The organism is Sphingomonas ginsenosidivorax, from assembly GCF_007995065.1.
Taxonomy (GTDB): Bacteria; Pseudomonadota; Alphaproteobacteria; order Sphingomonadales; family Sphingomonadaceae; genus Sphingomonas; species Sphingomonas ginsenosidivorax.
Genome location: NZ_VOQR01000001.1, coordinates 3,136,694 through 3,160,259, shown reverse-complemented (window position 1 = coordinate 3,160,259; position 23,566 = coordinate 3,136,694). Strand labels below are relative to the sequence as shown.

19 protein-coding genes and 1 pseudogene are annotated in these 23,566 nt (G+C 67.9%); 7 read left to right on the top strand and 13 right to left on the bottom strand.

Going from position 1 to position 23,566, the window contains the following annotated elements:
- Window position 1: 1 nt before the first annotated feature.
- The 6 genes from FSB78_RS14320 to FSB78_RS14295 all read left to right on the top strand — a co-directional run bounded on the left by FSB78_RS14320 (window position 2) and on the right by FSB78_RS14295 (window position 4,973).
- Window positions 2-829 carry a 23S rRNA (adenine(2030)-N(6))-methyltransferase RlmJ gene (locus tag FSB78_RS14320; protein WP_147083274.1) on the top strand — a complete coding sequence of 276 codons (828 nt, stop codon included), beginning with the start codon at window positions 2-4 and terminating at the stop codon, window positions 827-829.
- Between the two features lie 709 nt (window positions 830-1,538).
- A complete protein-coding gene (locus tag FSB78_RS14315) occupies window positions 1,539-2,144 on the top strand; it encodes a hypothetical protein (protein ID WP_147083273.1) in 606 nt (201 codons plus the stop codon).
- A gap of 23 nt (window positions 2,145-2,167) precedes the next feature.
- Complete coding sequence (locus FSB78_RS19670; protein WP_158638015.1) at window positions 2,168-2,830, top strand: hypothetical protein; 663 nt, start codon at window positions 2,168-2,170, stop codon at window positions 2,828-2,830.
- Window positions 2,831-2,869: 39 nt separating this feature from the next.
- On the top strand, window positions 2,870-3,313 hold the full coding sequence (locus FSB78_RS14305) for a MauE/DoxX family redox-associated membrane protein (RefSeq protein WP_147083271.1): 444 nt from the start codon (window positions 2,870-2,872) through the stop codon (window positions 3,311-3,313).
- On the top strand, window positions 3,298-4,269 hold the full coding sequence (locus FSB78_RS14300) for a hypothetical protein (protein ID WP_147083270.1): 972 nt from the start codon (window positions 3,298-3,300) through the stop codon (window positions 4,267-4,269). Before FSB78_RS14305 ends, FSB78_RS14300 begins: the two co-directional genes overlap by 16 nt.
- Window positions 4,266-4,973 (top strand): class I SAM-dependent methyltransferase, encoded by a 708-nt coding sequence (locus tag FSB78_RS14295; RefSeq protein ID WP_147083269.1) that lies wholly within the window; start codon window positions 4,266-4,268, stop codon window positions 4,971-4,973. The genes FSB78_RS14300 and FSB78_RS14295 overlap by 4 nt, the downstream gene beginning before the upstream one ends.
- A gap of 278 nt (window positions 4,974-5,251) precedes the next feature.
- On the opposite strand, the gene FSB78_RS14290 is transcribed toward FSB78_RS14295, so the two are convergent.
- The 12 genes and pseudogenes from FSB78_RS14290 to FSB78_RS14240 all read right to left on the bottom strand — a co-directional run bounded on the left by FSB78_RS14290 (window position 5,252) and on the right by FSB78_RS14240 (window position 20,054).
- Window positions 5,252-8,464: an efflux RND transporter permease subunit gene (locus FSB78_RS14290; RefSeq protein WP_147083268.1), complete on the bottom strand. Its 3,213-nt coding sequence runs from the start codon at window positions 8,462-8,464 to the stop codon at window positions 5,252-5,254.
- 3 nt (window positions 8,465-8,467) lie between these two features.
- Window positions 8,468-9,622, bottom strand: a complete 1,155-nt coding sequence (locus FSB78_RS14285) for an efflux RND transporter periplasmic adaptor subunit (protein ID WP_147083267.1) — start codon at window positions 9,620-9,622, stop codon at window positions 8,468-8,470.
- On the bottom strand, window positions 9,619-10,878 hold the full coding sequence (locus FSB78_RS14280) for a TolC family protein (RefSeq protein WP_147083266.1): 1,260 nt from the start codon (window positions 10,876-10,878) through the stop codon (window positions 9,619-9,621). The genes FSB78_RS14285 and FSB78_RS14280 overlap by 4 nt, the downstream gene beginning before the upstream one ends.
- Before the next feature lie 55 nt (window positions 10,879-10,933).
- Window positions 10,934-11,266, bottom strand: coding sequence for a hypothetical protein (locus tag FSB78_RS14275; protein ID WP_147083265.1), 333 nt, complete (start codon window positions 11,264-11,266; stop codon window positions 10,934-10,936).
- Window positions 11,267-11,656: 390 nt separating this feature from the next.
- Window positions 11,657-12,685 carry a zinc-dependent alcohol dehydrogenase gene (locus tag FSB78_RS19305; protein WP_199743290.1) on the bottom strand — a complete coding sequence of 343 codons (1,029 nt, stop codon included), beginning with the start codon at window positions 12,683-12,685 and terminating at the stop codon, window positions 11,657-11,659.
- 126 nt (window positions 12,686-12,811) lie between these two features.
- A pseudogene (locus FSB78_RS19300) lies at window positions 12,812-13,408 on the bottom strand (YoaK family protein); the annotation flags it as partial.
- An 87-nt stretch (window positions 13,409-13,495) separates the two neighbouring features.
- The gene (locus tag FSB78_RS14265; RefSeq protein WP_242008307.1) at window positions 13,496-14,443 is read right to left on the bottom strand and encodes a L,D-transpeptidase; all 948 of its coding nucleotides are present in this window, start codon (window positions 14,441-14,443) and stop codon (window positions 13,496-13,498) included.
- Window positions 14,440-14,712: a hypothetical protein gene (locus FSB78_RS14260; RefSeq protein WP_147083263.1), complete on the bottom strand. Its 273-nt coding sequence runs from the start codon at window positions 14,710-14,712 to the stop codon at window positions 14,440-14,442. Before FSB78_RS14260 ends, FSB78_RS14265 begins: the two co-directional genes overlap by 4 nt.
- A 123-nt stretch (window positions 14,713-14,835) precedes the next feature.
- Window positions 14,836-15,903 carry an acetate/propionate family kinase gene (locus tag FSB78_RS14255; protein ID WP_242008305.1) on the bottom strand — a complete coding sequence of 356 codons (1,068 nt, stop codon included), beginning with the start codon at window positions 15,901-15,903 and terminating at the stop codon, window positions 14,836-14,838.
- Between the two features lie 40 nt (window positions 15,904-15,943).
- Window positions 15,944-18,331: a phosphoketolase family protein gene (locus FSB78_RS14250; RefSeq protein WP_147083261.1), complete on the bottom strand. Its 2,388-nt coding sequence runs from the start codon at window positions 18,329-18,331 to the stop codon at window positions 15,944-15,946.
- A gap of 161 nt (window positions 18,332-18,492) precedes the next feature.
- The gene (locus tag FSB78_RS14245; protein WP_199743185.1) at window positions 18,493-19,314 is read right to left on the bottom strand and encodes a universal stress protein; all 822 of its coding nucleotides are present in this window, start codon (window positions 19,312-19,314) and stop codon (window positions 18,493-18,495) included.
- Between the two features lie 158 nt (window positions 19,315-19,472).
- On the bottom strand, window positions 19,473-20,054 hold the full coding sequence (locus FSB78_RS14240; protein WP_199743184.1) for a general stress protein: 582 nt from the start codon (window positions 20,052-20,054) through the stop codon (window positions 19,473-19,475).
- 331 nt (window positions 20,055-20,385) lie between these two features.
- Here FSB78_RS14240 and FSB78_RS14235 point away from each other — a divergent pair, with 331 nt between their 5' ends.
- Window positions 20,386-23,040, top strand: a complete 2,655-nt coding sequence (locus tag FSB78_RS14235) for a cation-translocating P-type ATPase (RefSeq protein WP_158638012.1) — start codon at window positions 20,386-20,388, stop codon at window positions 23,038-23,040.
- 78 nt (window positions 23,041-23,118) lie between these two features.
- Here the strand turns inward: FSB78_RS14235 and FSB78_RS14230 are convergent, their stop codons facing one another.
- The gene (locus tag FSB78_RS14230; protein WP_158638011.1) at window positions 23,119-23,529 is read right to left on the bottom strand and encodes a response regulator; all 411 of its coding nucleotides are present in this window, start codon (window positions 23,527-23,529) and stop codon (window positions 23,119-23,121) included.
- Window positions 23,530-23,566 lie beyond the last annotated feature (37 nt).

Sequence of the window (23,566 nt, the reverse complement as noted above, 5' to 3'; positions counted from 1 at the left end):
AATGAATTATCGCCATTCCTTCCATGCGGGCAACAGCGCCGACGTCGTGAAGCACAGCCTGCTGATCGCGCTGGTGCGGGCCTTGCAGCAAAAGCCGGGCGCGCTGACCCTGATCGACACGCACGCCGGCTGCGGGCTGTACGATCTCGACGGTGAGGCGGCCCGACGGACCGGCGAGGCCACGCAGGGCGTGCTCAGGGCCTTTGCCGACCCGAACCCCTTGCTGGCAGACTATCGCGCCGTCGTGGAGGCGGTGAATGTCGACGTCCAGCCACGCCTCTACCCCGGTTCGCCGCGGGTCCTGGCGCAGCTTCTGCGCCCGCAGGATGTGCTCGTCTTGAACGAAAAACACCCCGATGACGCCTATACGCTTCGCGGCGTGATGCGCGGCACCGCCGCTGCCGTGCACGAGCGCGACGCCTACGAGCTATGGCTGGCGATGGTGCCGCCGCGAACCGCGCGCGGCGTCGTGGTCGTCGACCCGCCGTACGAACAGCCCGATGAGCGCGCCCGCATCACGGCAACCCTCGCCGCCGCGCACCGCAAATGGGCGCACGGCGTGACGGTGATCTGGTACCCGCTGAAAGAGCGCACCACGCACGAGCGGTGGAAGGACCAGTTGCGCAGGCTCGGCATACCCAAATTGCTGCAGATCGAGCACTGGTTGTACGACAGCGATCAGCCCGACATCTACAACGGTGCAGGCCTTTACATCGTCAACCCACCCTTCGCCTTCACCCAGGCGCTACCGCCCCTGCTGGAAGCGCTGCGCGCCGCGCTGGCGCCGGAGGGGCATAGGGGCGAGATCACGGCGGATTGGCTAGTCTGAAGGGTAAAGGCCTATTGATGATCGGAAGGCCGAGATTGGTAGAAACGAAACTGTCGCCGTACGTCCGGAACCGGGTCAGCGCCGCTGCGAAGTCGGCGGCTCTCTGCTTGCGCTAGTCGTTCAGGGCCGCGATCCCGACCATCCCGTCCTGACCAAATCTGCATAAGTTCCAACGCTGAAACAGTCCGTCCGCTTCGCGATCCCGTCCCAACCCTTCGGTCTGTGACCCTCTTTCCGGAAGCTGTCATAGCATCTGCCAGAGCACATCAAGACGTTGCGCTGCCCTGGCTAGCCAGCGTTGATGGTGTACCTGAGGCCTCTCCACGTATTCCGCTTTCAAGTCCAGCAGACGTCACTTGGCGCGATTTAGATCGCATTAACTGACTAAATCCAAACAAAACAAATCCGTTACAGTCGAGGCTGATCGGGTAGCCCACATTGATAGTCGATTACGGATCAATCAGGCTGGTATTTGCTTCAGTATGATTTGACTCCCGAATTGATCAGTCACACAACACTATTGTGAGCGACTCGATGAGAGCGCCATCAATATATAGGGTGTGTCAACAAGCACGGCTCTGCAGTCTGGGCTACCATCATCTGTTATGGTGGGTGGATTGTTATGCCCGACGCTCGGTAACTGGCGCTATCCTGCGCGGCTATGCCACGCTGGAGAACGTCTTTGCACTTTCAGCGCAGGAGAAAAGCAATGCCAGAATTGTCTATCGCCGAAAGACTGAAGTCTATCGGGCTAGTGCATGACGGGAATCTCGAAGACCTCAACGTCGAGGCCGGAACAACGATAGACCTCGATCCGCGCAACGACCGTTTCAAGAGTTATCTGGACCGCATGACGCTCGATTCGATTCGGCGCGTCAAGCAGGTCATGGGCATTCCCGACGACGCCGTGGAGGAAACCGACCCCCAGGCAAGGCCGCAAACACCAATCCGCCCTACGCTGGGAGACCGCGTGCCCTTGTCGCAGCGCATTCCGCCGCTGGTGTTGGCCGGGGCCGCGGCGCAAGACGTGGCAACCACCAAACGCCTGTACGACATCAGCGCGGAATATGTCTTCGGTGACAGCAAGCGTATCGATCGGAGACAGATCGAAGCGGTCGACAAGTGGATCAAGACCGCCGGTATCAAGATCCAGATCTTTCTGTTCAAGAACATCCATGTGGGCAAGGGTGCGACGCTGAATGTCCAGTCCGCGGCGTTGTTTGCCCATCACATCACCGTCGAGAAAACCGGGCGCATAAAATTCAAGTCCGGCACTCATTCCACCGTGCACGCAGCCAGCTTCAAAGGACTTTGAGCGACCGATTTCAGGAGATTGCCATGTCTTTTAATATCCTCCTCAACGGCACGCCGGGTGCCAACGGAACCAACGGCACGGGTGGCCAGCAAGGCGGCTCGGGCGGACAAGGGCAGAATGCCGCATGCCACTGGGACGGCGACGATGCCGGCACGGGTGGTGGCCCAGGCAACAACGGCTCGCCGGGGTCGAACGGGACGAACGGCTTTGCCGGGCAGGACGGCGGTTCGCTGACCATCTCCGTTTCCGAATTCCTGACCGGCTTCAACGTGGAAGGGTCGGGCGGCGGCGGCGGCAACGGCGGCATGGGCGGCCCGGGCGGAGCCGGTGGCAGCGGCGGCAATGGCGGAAACGGTCAGGGCTGCGAGTCGGACGAGAATGGGGGGCGCGGCGGCGATGGAGCGACGGGCGGCCGCGGCGGAAACGGCGGTAAGGGCGGAAACGGTGGCACCGTCGTGATCCGCTACCAGACCGGGGTTCCGATACCGAGCTATACGGCGGTGATGGGCGGCGGCCAGGGGGGTACCGGTGGCGCAGGCGGTCCCGGCGGTTCGCCGGGGCAGGGTGGCCGGCGCGGCGGCACCGGCAACGCGGCGGCTCAGGGCAATCCAGGAGCTCCCGGCGATACCGGCGCCAATGGCGCGAACGGGTCGCTCGGATCGGCGATCCTGGTGCAGATTCCCTGACGTCGGCCGATCATGCGGGACCCCCTGATAGCCCATGGCGTGTGGTGGCTGGCGGTCGGGTTGAAAGTCCTTATCGGCATGATCTTCCTGAGCGCAGGCGTTTCCAAGGCGATGCGGCGATCAAGCCTAGAGCGGATGGTGCGCCACCACGGGATACACAATCCGCTTCTGGTCCGCTTGGTAAGCAACGGCCTTTTAACGGCGGAGATCACAATCGGCGGGATCCTACTTATCGCGTGGAGCCGGTTGGGCATTAGGATCGGGTCTGCAGGCGCGATTGCGCTACTGTTGATCTTTGCCGCGCTGTCGCTGCGCCTAGCGCTACTGAAGCGGCCCTTCCGGTGTCAGTGCAGTCCGCTGCTTGCCGGCCACACATCGGGTCCAGCCGTGGCGCTGCGCAATCTCGGGCTCGCGGCGCTGACCGGGATGTTGTTCTTCCTCCACCTCGACGAGAGCGGGATCGCTACATGGACGATCACCTGAACTTGCTGCACCATGTCGAGGCCACGGTGCCTGCGGCTCGTGGTGTCCATGCGCTGTTTCGGCAAGTCAGGCCGGACGATGATCCGACGTTATGGCATTCGACCCTCAACAATGATGGCACGCCGTTCCAGATCGCTATTGCCGACACGGGCGACGGACATCGCAGCGTACGATTGATCGTCGATCCGTTTCGTCTGGGCCGCGACGAAGTTGACCGGCAGGGCTCCAATCTTGCCGCCTTTGCCCAGCTTCAGAGTCGGTGCAGCGCCCGTGCAGCCGATCGCTGCCGCCGGTTCATGGCCATGCTCGCACCCTCGTTCGAACAGGTGTCCGAACGCCGCAGCGGCGATATCTGGCTCGCTGCGGATCCAAGCCGTGCAGGGGTGGCCATCTATGTCACAGCACGCAGCCGCAGCCCCGATGAACAGGCCGAGCGGCTGATCGCGGAAGCCAACATCGACCAGCATCGCGCGGCGGTCACAGCGATTCACGCGGTCTGCACCGTGCAGGCGTACAGCATGCAGGGGTCACGGACCGGCAATCTTTCGGTGAACATTTATTGGAAGCCGCCCGTCGGCATGCAGAGCATTCCGCGCGAGATCGGTTTCGATCTGCCGCTCTGGCGGTTCGGAAGCCATGAGGGAGCACTAAGCCGCGCCTCGGCGGGTGCGTTGACCTTTTGCAGCACGTTTGCCGTCACAGGTGACGGGCGCGGTAGCAAGCTTGATCTGTGCAACCACTGCCTCGGGCTGGATGCGCAAGGGTGCCTAGCCACGCTTGATCAGTTCTGCGCGATCTCTTCAGGCTTTGCTGACAACGTTGCGCATGCCGCCGCTGCACAGACAGCCGAAATCGCGTTTCTTGGCGTCAGGATGCGTGCCGGTGAAAACGCCCCCTATGTTTATCTCAAACCCGTTCGCCATGGTGCCACTGCATCTGCAGAGTATTGGCCATGACGGCAGTCAGCGAGATTTATTCGCGGGGTTACTGCGATACCTATGCCGCGCTCTACATCGATCCATGGCCTGCCAAGCACGCGGCCAATCTGAGAATACTCGACTTCTTGCTGGACCGCGGCCCGCAGACCCGTTGGCTCGATCTGGCCTGTGGACAGGCTTGGCATTTTGCTCACCTGGCGGGGCGGGCGCAGATGACCGGCGTGGATGCAAGCGCATCGCAGCTAGCCAAGGCGCGCATTGCCGCGCCTCATGCCACCTTCGTTTGTGATGATCTGCGCACCTTCGAACCGACGCCTGACGCCTTCGATCTGATTACCGTGTTCTGGGGGGCCTATTGCTATCTGGCCGACTGGTCGCAGATCGCCACGCTCCTTACCAAGGCGGTCTCGGCGCTCAGGCCTGACGGATCGATCTATATCGAAGTGCTGCCGATCGAAGCGATCGACACGTTCGACAGCTCCAGCTTCGCCAAGACGACCGGATTTCGCTCTCGCCGTGCCGGGCAGTCGAACCACTGGATCTATCGAGACACCGGCGGTCTTCATCGCATGATGAGTCCGCCGACGCGCTGTTTCGAGGCGCTGTTCGAAGGCCGATTCCACCACGTGCGCGTACATGACGACGGCTGCTTCATGCAGCATCTGGTGGCATACCGTCGGCTAGCGTGCGGAAGGCCCGCGCAGGCAGATCCACCCGGATGAAGGTACGCTACTCCATGCTGCAACTGGAGCCATCTGGAAATCACAGCCCTAGTCACTCCTTCCGGGACGTGAATCCGCGCTTACGTTCTCGAATATCGCATGATCGAGCTTTTCAGCGTTGCACGAACGATGTTCGCGCGTGCGCACCTTGAGGAGCCGCTGCAATCTTAGACTAGGATGGCCCACCGCCGCGCGGATTGTCGGGTGGAAAACCACCCGAGGGAATCATTCGGGATCGCGCTGTGCCTTCGCACGTGCACTGACATTCGCCGTTCCCCTCATTGGACGGATCCTCGACGGCGCAGATTGACCGAAAGTAGAACGCCGCCGTCGCCGAACCGCGCGTAGAGCGTCGGGAGGACGAAGAGCGTCAGCAGCGTCGCCGAGATGAGCCCGCCGATGACGACGGTCGCAAGCGGCTTCTGCACTTCGGCGCCGGCCCCGTGGCCGAGCGCCATCGGGACGAAGCCGAGGCTGGCGACGAGCGCGGTCATCGCCACGGGGCGCAACCGGGCGAGCGCGCCGTCGTGCGCGGCGCGGACCCTTTCCATGCCATTGGCCATCAGGTCGTGGATCGACGACACCATGACCAGCCCGTTGAGCACCGCGATCCCCGACAGCGCGATGAAGCCGACCGCCGCTGAGACCGAGAAGGGCATGCCGCGCAGCACCAGTGCGAGCACGCCGCCGACCAGCGCGAGCGGCACGCCCGTGAAGACGATCACCGCGTCGCGGACCGATCCGAGCGCGCCGTACAGCAGCAGCATGATGACCGCGAAACAGACCGGCACGACGAGCAGCAGCCGGTCGCGTGCCGAGGCGAGGTTCTCGAACTGGCCGCCCCATTCGACATAGGTGGCCGGCGGCATCTTCACCTGCGCGTCGATCGCGGCGCGCGCGTCGGCCACGACGCCGGCGACGTCGCGGTCGCGGACGTTCGCCTGGACGACCACGCGTCGCTTGCCGTTCTCGCGGCTGATCTGGTTGGGGCCGTCGACGACCGCGATGTCGGCGACGGTCGACAGCGGCACGAACCCGCCCGCCGAGGTCGGCACCGGCACCTGCGCCACCTGCGTCAGGTCGGAACGCGACGCCTCGGACAGGCGGATTACGACAGGGAAGCGGCGGTCGCCTTCGAAAATCAGCCCGGCCTCGCGCCCGCCGATCGCTGCCGCAACCGTATCCTGCACGTCCCCCGCAGTGACGCCGATCCGCGACATCGCCATGCGGTTCGGCCGGATGTCGAGCATTGGCAGCCCTTCCGTCTGTTCGACGCGCACGTCGACCGCGCCGCGCGTGCCGCGCAGGACATTGGCGATGCGCTCGGCGGCGGCGTTCATGCCCCCGAAGTCGTCACCAAACACCTTGACCGCGATGTCGCCGCGCACGCCCGCGATCAGTTCGTTGAAGCGCATCTGGATCGGCTGGGTAATCTCGTACGCATTGCCGGGCAGCGTCGAGAGCCGCGTCTCAATCCGGTCGACCAGCGCCTCCTTGGCGAGGCCCGGGTCGGGCCATTCGGCCCTCGGCTTCAGGATGACGAAGGTGTCGGTCGCGTTGGGCGGCATCGGATCGCTCGCGATCTCGGACGTGCCGGTGCGCGAGAAGGCGAAGCGGACCTCGGGCTGGCGTGCGAGCATCTTCTCGACCTGGAACTGCATCGCCTGGCTCTGGTCGACCGAGGTGCCGGGGATGCGGACCGCCTGGACGAGGATGTTGCCTTCGTCGAGCTGCGGAAGGAACTCCTGGCCGAGCGTAGTGAAGGCGACGCCGGCGATGGCGAGCGCGCCGACCGCGATCCCGAGCGTCAGGCCCGGGCGGCGCATCGCCTTGCCGAGCCCCGGCGCGTAGCGGCGGCGTAACCAGCCGACGATGCGGCTCTCCGTCTCGTCGACCGGTTTGCTCAGCCAGATCGCGATGGCCGCGGGGACGAACGTCATCGACAGGATGAAGGCGAAGACGAGCGCGATGATGACGGTCAGCGCCATCGGTTCGAACATCTTGCCCTCGACGCCGGTGAAGGTCAGCAGCGGGGCGTAGACGAGGATGATGATCGCCTGGCCATAGACCGACGGCCGGATCATCTCGCGTGCCGATGCAGCGACCAGGTCCAGCCTGTCGCGAAGCGGCAGCGGTCCGTCACTGCCATGCTGTGCCTCGCCGAGGCGACGCAGCGCATTCTCGACGATGATGACGGCGCCGTCGACGATCAGGCCGAAGTCGAGTGCGCCCAGACTCATCAGGTTCGCAGACACGCCCGCCTTCAGCATGCCGATGCCGGTGAGCAGCATCGTGACCGGGATCACCAGCGCGGCGATTAGCGCGGCGCGGAAATTGCCGAGCAGCACGAACAGAACGACGATGACCAGCACCGCCCCTTCGGCGAGATTGCGGCCGACGGTCGCGATCGTCGAATTCACCAGCTCGGTGCGGTTGAGCACGGGTTTCGCGACGACGTCGACGGGGAGCGCACGGCCGATCTCCTCCAGCCGCTTGCCCACGCCGGTCGAGACGGTGCGGCTGTTCTCGCCGATCCGCATCACCGCGGTGCCGACGACGACTTCGTGACCGTTCTCCGACGCCGACCCCATGCGCAGTGCCTGGCCGGTGCGGACGGTGGCGATCTGGTTGAGCAGGATCGGCACGCTCTCGCGCGTCGCGACGACGGTGCGGGCGAGTTCGTCGGCGTTGCGGACGCGGCCGTCGGCGCGGACCGCGAGACCTTCGCCGTTGCGGTCGACGATTCCTGCGCCGGCGCTCGTGTTGTTGCGCTCGAGCGCGGTGGCGAGGTCCTGCAGCGTGATTGTCATCGCCGCCATCCGCTGGATGTCAGGGACGACGAGATATTGCTTGGTATAGCCGCCCAGGCTGTCGACGCCGGCGAGGCCCGCGCTGCTCTTGAGCTGCGGCGTGACGATCCAGTCCTGCACGGTGCGCAGATAGGTCGCCTTGTCGGGTTCGGAGACGAGATGGTCGCCCTCGGGGGTGATGTAGCTGCCGTCCTTCTGCAGGCCGGGCTCGCCGTTTCGGTGGTTGACCTGGTCGAGCTCGCGATATTCGACCGTCCACATGAAGATGTCGCCGAGGCCGGTGGCGATCGGCCCCATCTCGGGCGTCACGCCGTCGGGCAGATCGGCCTCGGCGGTCCGCAGCCGTTCCGCCACCTGCGCGCGCGCGAAATAGATGTCGGTCTTCTCGTCGAACACGGCGGTGACCTGCGCGAACCCGTTGCGGCTGAGCGAGCGGCTATATTCGAGACCGGGAATGCCGGCGAGCGCGGTCTCGACCGTGAACGCGACCTGCTTCTCGATCTGGTCGGGCGACAAAGCGGGCGCGACGACGTTGATCTGCACCTGGTTGTTGGTGATGTCGGGGACGGCGTCGACTGGCAGCCGCTGGATCGCGAAGACCCCGGCAAGCGCCGCGGCGAGCGTCAGGAGGAGGACGAGCCAGCGCTTCTCGACGGCGAGCGTTACGATGCGGGACAGCATGGCCTAGTCCTCGTCCTTCGCGGCGCTCTTGCCGAGTTCGGCCTTGAGCGTGAACGAATTGGTCGAGGCGATGCGCTCGTCGCCGGTGAGACCGGCGGTGACAGTCACCGCACCGCCATTGGTGCGGCCAAGCGTCACCGGTACGGCCCGGAAGCCGGTCGCGGTACGGACGAACACGTGCGGCCGGTCGCCGATCATCTGCACGGCGGCGGAGGGCACCGCGACGCTGCGGTCGCCGCTGGCCGGGAGCAGGACCGACACGCCGACCGTCTCGCCGACGCGCCACGTGCCGCCCGCATTGTCGATCGTCGCGATCACGGGAACCAGACGCGTGGTCTCGTCGAGAATCGGCGAGACGAAGGTGACGCGTCCGTCCTGGCGGCGGCCTACGGATGTCACCTCGACGCGCGTGCCGGGCTTCACGCGTCCCGCGTCCGCGGGGACAAGCGACATCGTCACCGACACCGTGCCGAGGTTGGCGACGCGGAACAGCTCGGCGTCGGCGGCGATCTGCTGGCCGAGCGTCGCGGACCGCGCGATCACCTGGCCGGCAATCGGTGAGCGCACCGCGATGCGGTTGAGCGCACCGCCGCCGCCACCGGTCGCCGACAGCTGCTGCCGCGCGAGACGTAGCGCGATGCCGGCCTCGGTCGCGGCGGTGCGGGCTGCGACGAGATCCTGTTCGGGCGATACGCGTTCGGCGAACAGGCGCTGTTCGCGCCGCAGGTTCGACCGGGCGAGCGCGGACCGCGCACCGGCCGCTTCCACTTCGGCGTTGAGCGCCGCCGCCTCGCGGCTTTCGATGATCGCCAGCGTCTGGCCACGCCCAATCGACTGGCCGAGATTGCGGGTGAGCGAGACCAGTCGGCCGCCGATCGGGGCGGATACGACCTGCACGCGCTGCGGATCGCCCTCGATCGTCGCCGGCAGCTCGATCGCGCCGGCCACGCCCCCCACCGTCGGGCGGGTCACCTCGATGCCGGCATCGGCGATCTGCTGGACCGACAGACTGGCGACGGCGGGATCGCCTGCGCGCCTGTCCTTGTCATCGTTCGCTTGCGCGCCGGCGTTGCTCTCCTGCTCGGGCGAGCGGCCGCAGCCTGCGACGGCGAGGGCCATGATGACGGGCGCGATCGCCCGCAGGATTGCGCTGTTCATCGATCGGTGTCCTTGGGCGAGGGCGCGGCGGCGGTGAGCCGCTCGAGACGGGCCTGTGCGTCGTGATAGGCGGCGAGCGCATCGATCGCCGCCGTCCGGGTCTCGAGCAGCGTCCGTTCGGCGTCGAGCAGGTCGAGCTGGCCGAACTTGCCTTCGCGGTAGCCGATCCGCGCGATCCGGGCCGCCTCCTGCGCAGCGGCGAGGGCAGGGCCGGCGGCGTTGCGCGCCGTCGTAGCGGCGTTCGCCGCATCGGCCTGCGCGCCGGCGATATCCTGTTCGGCGTCGAGCAGCGCCACGCGCCGCAGCGCGTCCGACTGATCGCCCTGGGCGTCGGCCACGGCGACGGCCGAACGGCCACCGTTGAAAACGGTGAGCGGGATCGAGACGCCGAAGACCGCCGCGACGTCGTTAGTCTGTTCAAGCCTGCGCGCGCTGGCACTGAGCGTGAGGTCCGGCACGCGCTGGCTGCGCGCGAGGCGGACCTGTGCGGTGGCGGTGTCGAGATCGGCGCGGGCGGCGGCTGCGGTCAGCGTGCCCGTCGCGCCGGGCGCCGGGGACTCGCGGACGATATCCACGCGCTGGAACCACGCGTCGTCGAGCACTCCGACGGCTATGCCGAGCAGTCGGGCGAGGTTCGCCGAGGCGACGGCCGCCGACCGTTCGGCGCGCTCCAAGGCGCCATCGGCGGCCACGCGCGCGACATCGGCGCGCTGTTCCTCGAGCGGAGAGGCTCGACCGGCCCGCACCCGTACGCTGGCGACGCGCAGGACCTCGGCAGCGATGCCGCGCTGGTCGCGGGCGATGCCGAGACGGCGCTGCGCGGCGAGGGCGATGACATAGGTCTGCGTGACGCGCAGGCGGAGGTCGGCGCGTGCTATGTCGCCCTGGAGACCGGCGCGGCCGATCTGTGCATCGGCGACCGCGATCCGGGCGCCGCGCTTGCCCCCGCGTTCGAGCGGCAGGGCTAACCCGACGGTGGTTTCCGACGAGCGCAGCCCTTGGTAGATGCCGGTTCCGGCGACGTTCTCGGCCTCGGCAATGATCGACGGGTTCGGGCGAAGCCCGGCGACGCGGCGTTGCGCTTCGGCGGCCCGGACGCCTGCGGATGCCGCATCCTGGAAGGGCGAGGCGGCGCCCGCGCGGGCCAGCGCGTCGGCGAGCGTTAGGACCGGGTCCAAGGCCGGCGGACGGGTCTGGGCCTGCAGCGACGATGCGCAGACCCCTGCGGCCATGACGGCCGCGACGATTCGATGCATGGGAATGCTCCTGACGACGGGGACGAGGGCGCGCACGGCGCACCCGATCGACGTGTCAGGCCTGTGGCGGTCTCAGCGCGGCGTCGGCATCGCGGCCGACGAGTGCGGCGTCGTCGAAGGACACAAGCGTGGAGCCGGCCGGGCCGGTCATGCCGGACAGCGTGTCGGCATCCGGCGCGCTCATATGATGGGCATGGCAGCTGCCGTGATGGTGCGGATAGCCCTTGTCGGCATCGCCCGCGACCTGGTCGCCGTCGCCATCGACATGCGACGCGGCCCCGTACTGGCTGGTCTCGATGCACCCCCCGATCTCAGCCGCATGCGCCACCCCGACCCAGGCGGTCAGGACGAGCATCAGACAGGCAAGGAAGGGCAGGAGCCTACGCATTGCCAAGTGCGATAGCAGAGAATGGCACTGCAGGAACAGGGCGCAGCGGCTCGACCCGCTCATGTCGGGTTCGAGAATGAATGACGGAAGTCGGGGGGCTTCTTGGCGTCCGCCTATGGTCTTGTCCGATGTAGCGACAGGTGTGCCGTCAGCGGTCCGCCGCGCAGAGAACACCTGAAACGTGAGAAGCCGCAAGAGGTCGTTTGGGCTCCCGGCATTGATGCTGGCCTAACGCCGCGCGTCGCGAACCAGAGGAAACGCGACGACCGCCAGCTCTGCCATTCGCGATAGCGCCCGGCAGCGGAAGCTTGGTCCCGAGCCAGGTCGGCGAATCCTGCATCCCCCGCGGACCAAACGCCGTCTGATCCCCGCCGATCAACCCCCGCGCATCTACGAGAAATCGAGCACGACACGCGACGGCACGTCGCCGTGCTCGAGGCGATCGAACACCGTGTTGATGGCGGACAAGGGCTGCAACTCGATGTCCGCCTTCACCTTTCCGTCGGCAGCGAACTGGAGGCATTCGGCCATGTCCTTGCGCGTGCCGACGAACGATCCGCGCACCGTGATGCAATTGGCGACGACGTCGAACAGCGGGACGGGGAACTCGCCCGGCGGCAGGCCGACGAGTACGCAGGTGCCGCGCTTGCGGGTCATCGCGACGCCCTGTTTGAACGCGGCGAGCGAGGGTGCCGTGATCAGCACGCCGTGCGCACCGCCGCCGGTTTCCGCCTTGAGCACCGCTGCCGGATCCTGGGTCTTCGCATTGATGACGAGGTCGGCACCGAGCCTCGTAGCGTGCGCGAGCTTGCCGTCGTCGATGTCGATCCCGGCCACGTTGAGGCCCATCGCCTTGGCATATTGGATCGCCAGATGGCCGAGGCCGCCACATCCCGAGATCGCGACCCATTCGCCCGGCCGGGCCTGGGTTTCCTTGATCCCCTTGTAGGTGGTGACCCCGGCACAGATCAGCGGCGCCGCCTCATGGGCGGTCAGGCCCTGCGGGATATGCGCGACATACTCCGGATCGGCGAGCAGGTAGTCGGCGAAGCCGCCATTCCGCGTATAGCCTCCGAACTCGGCCTCGGCACACACGGTCTCCCAGGCGGACAGGCAATATTCGCAGTGGCCGCAGGCGGAATAGAGCCACAGCACGCCGACCCGGTCGCCGTCCCGGACCGTGGTCACGCCCGCGCCGCATGCAACGACGATGCCGATCGCCTCGTGCCCGGGAATGAAGGGCGGGTTGGGCTTGACCGGCCAGTCGCCCCGGGCGGCGTGGAGGTCGGTGTGGCACACGCCGCATGCCTCGGTCTTGACCAGGATCTGGCCGGGACCGGGCGTGGGGATCGCCAGGTCCCGGAGGACCAGCGGCTGTCCGAAAGCCGTGACGACGGCAGCCTGCATTGTCTTGGCCATGACGGTTTCCTTTTTGGTGCGATGGACGGGAGGCGGGGGAGTCGTGGCGGGATCACGCGCTCCCCTTGAGGAGAGCGCCGGGGCCGATCTACCATGATCGAGCCGTAGCGCGGCGATGGCGAGTGCCAGCACCACCATGATCGGCACCGCCAGCGCGGCCATGCCGACCCAGGGGTAGAGCAGCGCCCCGCATACCGCTCCGGTTGCCAGGCTCAGCCACTGCGCAAGATAGGGTAGCCACGCCCAGCGCTCGCCCCCCGCGGCCGCGCCTGCCAGTCGCTGGCCGAGCTTCACGAGCGTGCCGGTCATATAGGTCAGCCCGATCTGCGTTTCGCCGTCGCGTTCGAAGACGGCATTTTCCGCACCCATCGCCAGCGCCATCGCGATGAACGCGACGCTGCGCCCGCCACCGGCGTGCAACGCGACCGACGCGCTGAGCAAAGCGGCCACGACGAGCAAAACCCAGGTGCGGCGTCGATCGCCCGAGATCCGACTGATCGTGGATCCTAGGACCACGCCGAGGACGAAACAGCCGATCAACCCGGCGGCGACCAGCCCGTCCTGCCCGTGGTCCGCCAAACCGACGCCCATCCGCGTGGTGTTGCCGCTCATGAACGACACGAAGAAGCCGCCGAGCGCGAGAAATCCGACGGCATCGACGAACCCCGCGACCCAGGATGCGACCCCCGCGAAGACCCGTACGCGCGTGGCCAGGCGGTTCACCGGTCGGCGCCTGTACGCAAGCCCGGCATGCACTCGCCCCCAGCTAGCGCGATGCGGCTCATCAGGCGGGGCAGGCGAACCGCCGCCTCACGGGCCATCCGGCGCGATCACCGTCACGGGCGCGCCGGTGCCGGAATCCTTCAGCGTGTCGCGGGTGACCAGCAGGGTGGTGCCGGGCGTGAGCACCGAGTCCAGCAGCTCTCCGAAGCCGGGGGGAAGATGGCCCTTCGCTGCCTCCTCGGGCGAGAGCTCGGTGCCCGCGTCCGGCGCCTGTCCGGGTAGCGGAAGCCGCAGCCAGTGAGCGCCGCCAGCATCCTTGCGTCCCAGCGTGAAGGCCTCGGTCGCCGTTACCGGGCCGTCGATCGCGATCGCGCTCGACCCGATCTCGACGCCGTTGCGCAGAACGATCAGTCGCCGATCGCGGCCGCTCACGACGATCGACACGGGCCCCGTCCGGGCGCGATCGGGGCGCCAGACGAATGGGGTCGCGCTCGGCTCGGCGGCGCCGGACAGGAGCGGCGGGGTCGGGACCGCGACCGGCACCGCGGCATCGTCGGTGATGACGACGGTCATGCCCAGGCGGGTTATCCGATAGAGCAGCGCGGCGAAGGCGCGGGGCAGACGAATGCAGCCGTGCGATGCCGGGTATCCGGGAAGATTGCCGGCGTGCATCGCGATCCCGCCCCAGGTCAGCCGCTGCATGAACGGCATCGGCGCGTCGGCATAGACGTTCGAGACATGGTCGACGTCCTTCTGCAGCACCGTGAAGACGCCGGTCGGGGTCGCATGGTCGGGCGTACCGCTCGAGATCGTCGAGACCCCGATCGGAACGCCGTTGCGATACGCATAGGCGCGCTGCGTCTTGAGGCTGACGATCACGGTGACGGGACCGGCGGGCGCGATCTGCGGCGCCCACAGGAACTCGCCCGGCTTGAGGTGCTCGATCCGCCCATCGACCGTCGCGGGCGCGGCCTGCCCGACCGCGGCCGTGGTGCAACCAAGCGTGAGCAGTATCGCGAGATACCGAACGCTCACCGCGTCGGCCGTGCCGGTGCCGGCATTGTCGCGGCCGCCACCCGGCCACCGGGCCTCGACGCCAGGGCGGTGCGCGGTCGTCCGGCCTGGACCGGCTTCGCAGCCCGCGCGCGGCGCGTCTGGACCAGGACTTCCGCGCGCCTGCGATATCGGACCGCCAGGTCTTGATGGACCTTGCGCGCGCAACAGTCGGCGGCAGCGCGCGCCATCCGCAGCGACTGCGCCATGCGCCGCTGCACGTATCGAAGCTCCGCATCGTCTGGGTCCATGGTGAATTCCCGGCTCGCTGCCGGGGGCGGCGTGCGATCGAGCACCGGATTAGGGGGCAGGGCGCCGATCGTCTGGCATCGGGAAACACGTACCCGATCCCGCTGCACATCGTTCGTTCGGCGCTACGCGCCCTCTCGCGCCAGGATGGCGGCACAGTGGCGGGCGATCTGCGCGTTTTCCCTGGCAGGCACCACGCGGACCGCAAGGTCGCCCACCCATGCCAGGCGCGCGCAGATCGCGGTTCGCACGTGCGCATCATGTTCGCCGATGCCGCCGGTGAAGACGAGCAGGTCGATCCCCCCCAGCGCGGCGATCATGCCGGCAATCTGCTTGCTCGCCGAATAGCAGAACATGTCGATGGCAAGTCGCGCGTCCGCGTCCCCGTCCGCCTTCCCCGCGAGCACGCGCATGTCGCTGGTGCTGCCGGAGATACCCGAGAGTCCGGAATGCTGGTCGATCAGCTGCTCGAGCGCCGTCGCATCCAGCGCCTTCTCGCGCATCAGGAACAGCAGGACGCCCGGGTCGAGGTCGCCGCTCCGCGTCCCCATGATCATCCCGCCCGACGGCGTCAGTCCCATGCTCGTATCGATCGATCGCCCGCCGAGGATCGCGGTGATGCTCGCGCCGTTGCCGAGATGGGCGAGGATCACGCGCTCCGGCAGATCGGGTCCCAGTGCCGCCACTGCGGATTCGCACGACAGCCCGTGAAAGCCGTAACGACGCACGCCGTCGCGCCGCAGCGTGCGCGGGATCGGCAGCGTGTACGCGATTGGCGGCAGGCTCGCGTGGAACGCGGTGTCGAAACAGGCGATCTGCGGCAACGTCGGATAATGCGCGATGGCCTGGTGGATCAGCGCCAGCGAGGCGGGATCGTGGAGCGGCGCGAATATCGCTGCCGCCTCGAGATGCCGCAGCACGACGGGATCGATGAGGCAATGGTCGGTCAGCGCCGGACCACCATGGACGATGCGGTGGCCGATCACGGCCGGCGCGGGCAGTGCGGTCTCGGCGATCAGGCGATCGATCCGCGCGAAGGGGTTGTCCTTGGCGACGGTCTCGAGGTCGTCCGCGAGAAGCTCCGAGACGTCGCGGGCGCCGACCGCGTACAGCCCGATCTTCAGCGACGAGGACCCGCTGTTGAGGACCAGCACGACCGTGCCCGGATCGGCGGGGTTGCCGGTCGTCGTCACGGCCTGCGACGCGCGCCCCGGGCAACCAGGCGATGCGATCTCACGCGACCGCACCCCATGTCCAGCCGCGGATCTCGGGCAGGTCTTCGCCATGCGCCGCGATGTAGCGATCATGCTCGACCAGCGCGTCGCGCATCTGCTGCTTGAGATAGGCGCCCCGGCTGCCGAGCGCGGGCAGTGCGTCGATCGCGTCCTGGACCAGATGGAAGCGATCGATCCCGTTCTGCACGCGCATGTCGAACGGCGTCGTGATCGTCCCTTCCTCCTGATAGCCGCGCACGCGCAGGTTGCGATTGGCGCGGTGATAGGTCAGCCGCTGCACGAGCCCGGGATAGCCGTGGAACGCGAAGACGATCGGCGCGTCGCGGGTGAACAGCGAGTCATAGTCGGCGTCGCTCAGGCCATGCGGATGCTCGGCGCAGGGCTGGAGCCGCATCAGGTCGACGACGTTGACCACGCGCACGCGGAGTTCGGGCAGGTGCTCGCGCAGGATCGAGACCGCGGCCAGCACTTCCAGCGTCGGCGTATCGCCGCAGCAGCCCATGACCAGATCGGGTTCGCCGTCCTGGTCGTTGCTCGCCCATTGCCAGATGCCGATCCCTTGCGTGCAGTGCGCGATCGCCTGGTCCATCGTCAGCCATTGCGGCAGCGCGTGTTTGCCGGCGATCACGACGTTCACATAATGCCGGCTGCGCAGGCAGTGATCGACCACCGACAACAGGCAATTGGCATCCGGCGGCAGATAGGCGCGGACGATATCGGCCTTCTTGGTGATCACATGGTCGAGGAAGCCGGGGTCCTGGTGCGTGAAACCGTTATGGTCCTGTTGCCAGACATGCGACGACAGGAGGTAGTTGAGCGAGGCGATGTCGCGCCGCCACGGCAACTCGGCCGTGACCTTCAGCCATTTCGCATGCTGGCTGACCATCGAATCGACGATGCGGATGAACGCCTCGTAGCTGTCGAACACGCCGTGCCGACCGGTCAGCAGATAGCCTTCGAGCCAGCCCTGGCACTGGTGCTCGCTGAGCATGCCGTCGAGCACGCGTCCCGACCGGGCGAGCGATTCGTCGCCCGCCACGGTCTCTGCGTCCCATTGGCGGTCGGTGACGTCGAACACGCCGCTGAGCATGTTCGACAGCGTCTCGTCGGGCCCGAAGATCCGGAAATTGCGCGTCGCCTGATTGAGGCTGACGACGTCGCGCAGGAAATAGCCGAGCACGCGCATGTCCTGCGCCTCGCATGATCCCGGCGCGTCGATCGTGACCGCATGGTCGCGGAAGTCGGGCATGCGCAGGTCGCGCAGCAACGTACCGCCATTGGCGTGCGGGTTCGATCCCATCCGCCTGTCGCCCCTGGGTGCGAGCGCGGCGAGGTCCGGGATCAGCCGTCCGCTCTCGTCGAACAGCTCGTCGGGGCGATAGCTCTTCATCCAGTCTTCGAGCAGCGCGACGTTTCCGGGGTGCGCGGCGTCGACGATCAAGGGTACCTGATGCGAGCGGAACGTGCCTTCGACCGGCCGTCCGTCGACGGTCTTCGGCCCGGTCCAGCCCTTTGGCGACCGCAGCACGATCATCGGCCAGGCGGGGCGCCGGTCGAGGCCGCTGCCGCGGGCCTCGGCCTGGATGGCGTGGATCCGGGCGATCGCCTGGTCGGTCGCGGCGGCCATCTGCCGGTGCATCGGCATCGGATCGCTGCCCTCGACGAAGATCGGGTCCCACCCGCACCCCCGGAAGAACTGTTCCAGTTCGTCGTGCGGGATCCGCGCCAGCACGGTCGGACTGCTGATCTTGTAGCCGTTGAGGTGGAGTATGGGCAGGACGACTCCGTCGCCCACGGGATCGAGGAACTTGTTCGAATGCCAGGCGGTCGCCAGTGGCCCGGTCTCGGCCTCGCCGTCGCCGACCACGCAGGCGACGATCAGGTCGGGATTGTCGAACACCGCGCCGAACGCGTGCGCCAGCGAATAGCCGAGCTCGCCGCCCTCGTGGATCGATCCCGGCGTCGACGGCGCGACGTGGCTGGAAATACCGCCCGGGAACGAGAATTGCTTGAACAGCGTCTTGAGGCCGGCGACGTCCTGGCCGACATTCGGGTAGACCTCGCTGTACGAGCCCTCGAGATAGGTCTGGCCGACGATCGCCGGGCCGCCATGCCCCGGTCCCGCGACATAGAGCATGGTCAGGTCGTGCGCGACGATCGCGCGGTTGAGATGCGTGTAGATGAAATTCTGGCCCGGGCTCGTGCCCCAGTGGCCGACCACCAGCGGCTTCACATGCGCAAGGGTCAGCGGCTCGCGCAGCAGCGGATTGTCGTAGAGATAGAGCTGCCCGACCGAGACATAGTTGGAGGCGCGCCAATAGGCGTCGAGCCCGTTCAGCTCGGCGTCGCTCAAACCCTCGGGCCGTCGTGCTACGATCGCGTCCATCGGTGAATTCCAACGTGTTGGGACGGCGCCGCGACCCCGAGGTCGAGGCGGCGAGCCTGCTTCAGGATATCTGAGGCTCGACCCTACGCGGCTGCAGAATGGCGAAGCAGCCTCGGGAATTACCTATCCTCATTCGATCACGGTGCGCCGACGCCCGGAGTTCAGTTGGACAGCAACGCGCAGCGATTGCCGCCGAGCAGCATGTCGCGCGTCACGCCGCCGAATGCCCATTCGCGGATCCGGCTGTGGCCATAGGCCCCGGCAACGATCAGGTCGGCGTCGTGTTCGGTCGCGATCGTCGAAAGCCGCTCGGTGACGCTGCGCCCCGCGGGGGACAGGTGCCGGTCCGCGGTGACGCCGTGTCGTTCGAGCCATGCGACGACCTGGCCGACCTCGATATGCGCCTCGCTCATCTCCGCCGTCACGGCCGCGACGACGACACGGTCGGCGCGTTTCAGGAAAGGGAGCGCGTCGGCGACTGCGCGGCGGCATTCGCGCGAATCGTTCCACGCGACCATCACGGTCTCGAACACAGCCGGTGCGGCGGCCGGGGGGACGACGAGCACGGGCCGGCCTGCCCGCAGGACGAGGTCGCCGATGTCCGCATGCGTGTTGCCGATAGTCTCGCTACGCTTGCCGATCCCGGCGATCACGAGGTCGGCGGATCGCGCCTCGGCGGCGACGACATCGGCGATCGGCGCCAGCGTGGGGATCGAGCGCCATTCACGGGCATAGGGCGCGAGCACGGCGCAGTCCCGGAACTCCGACTGCGCCCGTTCGAGCGCGGCATCGACGATGCCGCGTTCGGCGGCCGCAAAGTCTCCGGAATAATAGCCGTCGCATGTCCCGATCTGCACGGGCTGCGCTGCGGCGACCCCGATCACGCCCGCGCCGAACCGCTCGGCCTGCACGGCGGCGGTCGCGAGCAGCGCCGCGTTGGAACAGCCCGCATCCAGATGCACCATCAGCGTAGCGTAGGTCACACGATATCTCCCAAGGGGCCGGTCTCGCCAATGCCCGGTAGCCGGGGTGTCGCAGGGGCGGGGGCACGCCACCAGCGTCGGAAATTACGCAGGCGAGAGGGGGCGCAGGACGACGCAGCCGCTCCCCGCACGCGCGTCGCTTGCGCCATCCACCGCCCTTAGGCTGTCCGGTCGCCCGCTGCGGCCGGGGCCGGTGCGTCCTCTGCCGGTGTACCCGGATCGACGTTCGCACCGTGCACGGTGATGCGGCGCGGTGTCAGCGTCTCGAGCGTCGCGCGGGCGCGTTCCATTTCCGCCGCCGTGCCGTGCGCCATGACCAGGAAGCCGTCGGCGGTCACTTCGGCCTGGTAGATGATGATGCTCTCCTCCGGGATACCGAGGCTCGCGAGACCGGCCGCGAGCGCACCGGCGCCGCCGAATGCGACGGCACCCTCGATCGCGGACACGCCCGCAGCAGCGAGATGGCCGAGCAGCACGACGCCCCCGACCATCGGTACCGTCGCATACAGCCCGCCCATGAACAGCCCCCACAGGCTGCCCCACAGCGCGCCGCGCGATCCCCAAAAGCGGATGCGATCGCCGCTGGTGTAGAAGCCGGTCGCGGTCTCGCTCGTGTGATAGCCCTTGCCGACGACGCTCAGGCGGCGAAACGCGAAGCCCGACGCCGCCAGGGCCTTCACGGCCGCATCGGCTTCGTCGTGACTGTCGAACACGGCGACGATCGAATGGGGGAATTGCATCGGGTGTTCCTCGGATTTGCACGGTCCGAAACCGTAGAAGTCGCGTGAAGCGGTACCAGCGTCGGGAAGTACCTACCGACCCTCGACAATGCCCGACCTGGCGCCGAGCGCCACGGAGTCGATCCGAAAACCACGCGTGGGGTGCCGCGCGCGATCGGGGAGGCGCGCCCGGACGGCCTGCGTAGTTGCCGACGGTGATGCCGCACCCGCGCCTCCGCTATGCTGGATCGGCGTGTCGCTCCCGGTCATCGGGCCGCGATGCCGTCATCACCGGATCGGACGTAGCGATGATCACCAACCGATCGACCGACCCAGCGGCGACGCGCGCGCCATGAACGTGGAGCGTCCTTTCGACGTCGCGGCCGCGAACGGGCCGGTCGCATGGCATGCGATGCCGGCCATCGACGTCGCCGCCCGGCTCGGCACCACCGAGGACGGCCTTCATCCCCGCGATGCCGCCGCACGACTGGCGCGCGATGGACGCAACGCGCTGGCGCGCTCGCCGACGCCGTCGCCGGTGCTGCTGTTCGTCCGCCAGTTCAACAGCCCGCTGATCTACCTGCTGATCGCGGCCGCGGCGATTTCGCTCGGTCTCGGCCATCGCACCGACGCGGCATTCATCGGTGTCGTGCTGGTGATCAATGCCGCCATCGGCACCTTTCAGGAAGGCAGGGCCGCCGCGAGCCTCGATGCCCTGCGCGGCATGATCGGGCACACGGCCACCGTCCGGCGCGGCGGGGTGCGGGGGGTGGTGGACGTGCGCGATGTCGTCGTCGGGGATGTCGCCCTGCTGGAAAGCGGGATGGCGGTGCCGGCCGACATGCGGCTGTCGTCGAGCACCGGGCTGCGTGTCGATCAATCGACCTTCAGCGGGGAATCGCGGACCGTCGCGAAGGACGCGGACGCGGTGGTCGCGGAGCACACGCCGCCCGCCGACCGGGCGACCATGGTGCTGGCCGGCACGATGATCGACCAGGGTCGCGCCGTCGGGATCGTCGTGGCGACCGGCGCCGACACCGCGCTCGGCGCGATCGACGCATCGATGCGGTCGACCCGGGCGACGCCACCGCCGCTCAGCCTCAGGCTCGACCGCCTCGCCCGCCAGATCAGCATCGCGACGATCGCCCTGATCATCCCCTTCGCGGTGATCCTGCTGCTCCAGGGGCGGCCGGGCGACCAGATCCTGCTGCTGGCGGTCGCCCTGGCGGTGTCGGCGATCCCCGAAGGGCTGTCGATCGCGGTCACCGTCGCGCTTGCCGCCGGCACCCGGCGGATGGCCGCGCGCAACGTCATCGTCCGCTCGCTCCCGGCGGTCGAGGGCCTGGGCGCGTGCACGATCATCGCCAGCGACAAGACCGGCACGCTGACGCGGAACATCCTCTCGGTCGAGCGTGTGCTGCTGGCCGACGGATCCGCGTTCGACCGGTCGGACTGGTCGTCGCATACGGACGTGCTCGCCGCGATCGCGCGGGCAAGCGCACTGTGCAACGAAGCGTCGATCGGGGCGGATGGCGCGCCGCTCGGCGATACCGTCGATGTCGCGCTGCTGCGCTTCGCGGCGGATTGCGGCGTCGACCTGCCCGCGCTTCGCACCGCGGCGCGGCAGCCCGCGCTACCGTACGAGCCGGCCAACAAATTCTCCACGGTCGCGATCGACGAGGGGCAGGGCCGCTACGTCTTCGCCAAGGGCGCACCCGAGGTCGTCCGGCCGATGTGCGGTCCGATCGATGCCGCTGCGATCGCGACGGCCAGTGCGATGGCCGGCGACGGCTACCGGATCATCGCGGTCGCGGCGTCCGACGGTGCGACGACGATCGACGCGATGAATCCGACCGGGCTCGTCTTCCTCGGCTGGATCGGGCTGATCGATCCGGTTCGCCCGGAGGTTCCCGCCGCCATCGCGTCGTGCGCGCGCGCCGGGATCGGCGTGCGGATGGTGACCGGCGACCATCCGGGCACCGCGCTGACGATCGCGCGCGGCCTGGGCCTCAGCGTCGACGCGGCACAGGTCGTCACCGGCGCACAGATGAGCGCGCTGAGCGACGCTCCGGCGGATCTGGCCGCGCTGGTACTGGGCGGGCGGGTCTTCGCGCGGATCGAGCCGGTGCAGAAGCTGGAGATCGTCCGCATCCTGGCGGCGAGCGGCGAGCTGGTCGCGGTGACCGGCGACGGGGTCAACGACGCGCCCGCGCTGCGCGCCGCGCATATCGGCGTCGCGATGGGCGTCGGCGGCACCGACGTGGCGCGCGACGCGGCCGATCTGGTGCTGGCGGACGACAATTTCGCGTCGATCGTGGCGGGTGTCGAGGAAGGGCGCATCACCTATGCCAATGTCCGCCGGATCGTCATCATCCTGCTCGCGACGGGGATAGCGGAGATCGGCATGTTCCTGGGATCGGTCGCGCTCGGCCTGCCGATGCCGCTGACCGCGGTGCAGTTATTGTGGCTCAACCTGGTCACCAACGGCGCGCAGGACGTGATGCTGGGGTTCGGCCGCGGCGAGGGCGACGAGTTGCGCCGACCGCCGCGGCGGCCCGACGAGCCGATCCTCGACCGCAGCGCGATCGCGCTGATGATCCCGCCCGCGATCGTGATGACCGGTCTGGCGCTGATCCTGGTCGACGGCATGCACCGGCAGGGCGCGCCGCTCGCCGCGATCCAGAACGCGGTGCTGCTGATGACGGTGCTGTTCCAGAACGTCTATGTGCTGTGCATGCGCAGCGAGCGACGCTCGATCCTGCGCGAGCCGCCCTTCTCCAACCCCTGGCTGCTGCTGGGTGTCGGTGTCGCGCTCTCGCTGCACCTGCTCGCGATGTTCTGGCCGGCGCTCGGGCGCGTCGTCGGCACCGCGCCCGTGTCGGTCGCCACGCTGTGGTTCTGTCTCGGCGCCACCGCCACGACCGTCGTCGTCACCGAAGTGACCAAGCATGTCGTGGCGCGCTGGCGGCGGCCCGTCAGGCCGGCGGGCGCTCCGGATCGATCGTGAGGGGGATGGACAGGCCCTCGCGCGGACCGTCGTCACCGAGGGTGCCGCCGCCGATGCGCGTGCGCCTTGATTTCTGGGTTACCCCGCGGCGTTCCAGCTGCCCCAGCCGCGATCGACCGAGGCGGCGATCGCCGCCACCAGCGGGCGATCGCCGATATTGCGATCGAACACCGTGTCGCCATTCCGGGCCGCCTCGCGCGCGAGGCTGCCGTCGTTGTTCAGGCCGTCGAGCAGGATGCCCTTGCCGCGCCAGCCGCTCGCCCGCATCGCCCGCAGAAGCGCGAGTCCGTCGACCTGGGGCATGTCGGTGTCGACGATGATGCATCCGTAGTCGCGCGAGCGCGGATCGGCCAGCAGTGCGGCGCACGTCGCATAGGCCCGGACGTCGTAGCGTTCCGAGCGCAACATGATCTGGCGGGCATGGCGGATGTCGCTGTCGCCGTCGACCAGCGACACGCCGATGCTCTCCGGCGGGGTAAGATCCTTCATGATGATGCCAAATCCTTGTGAGCCACACGGATCGCAT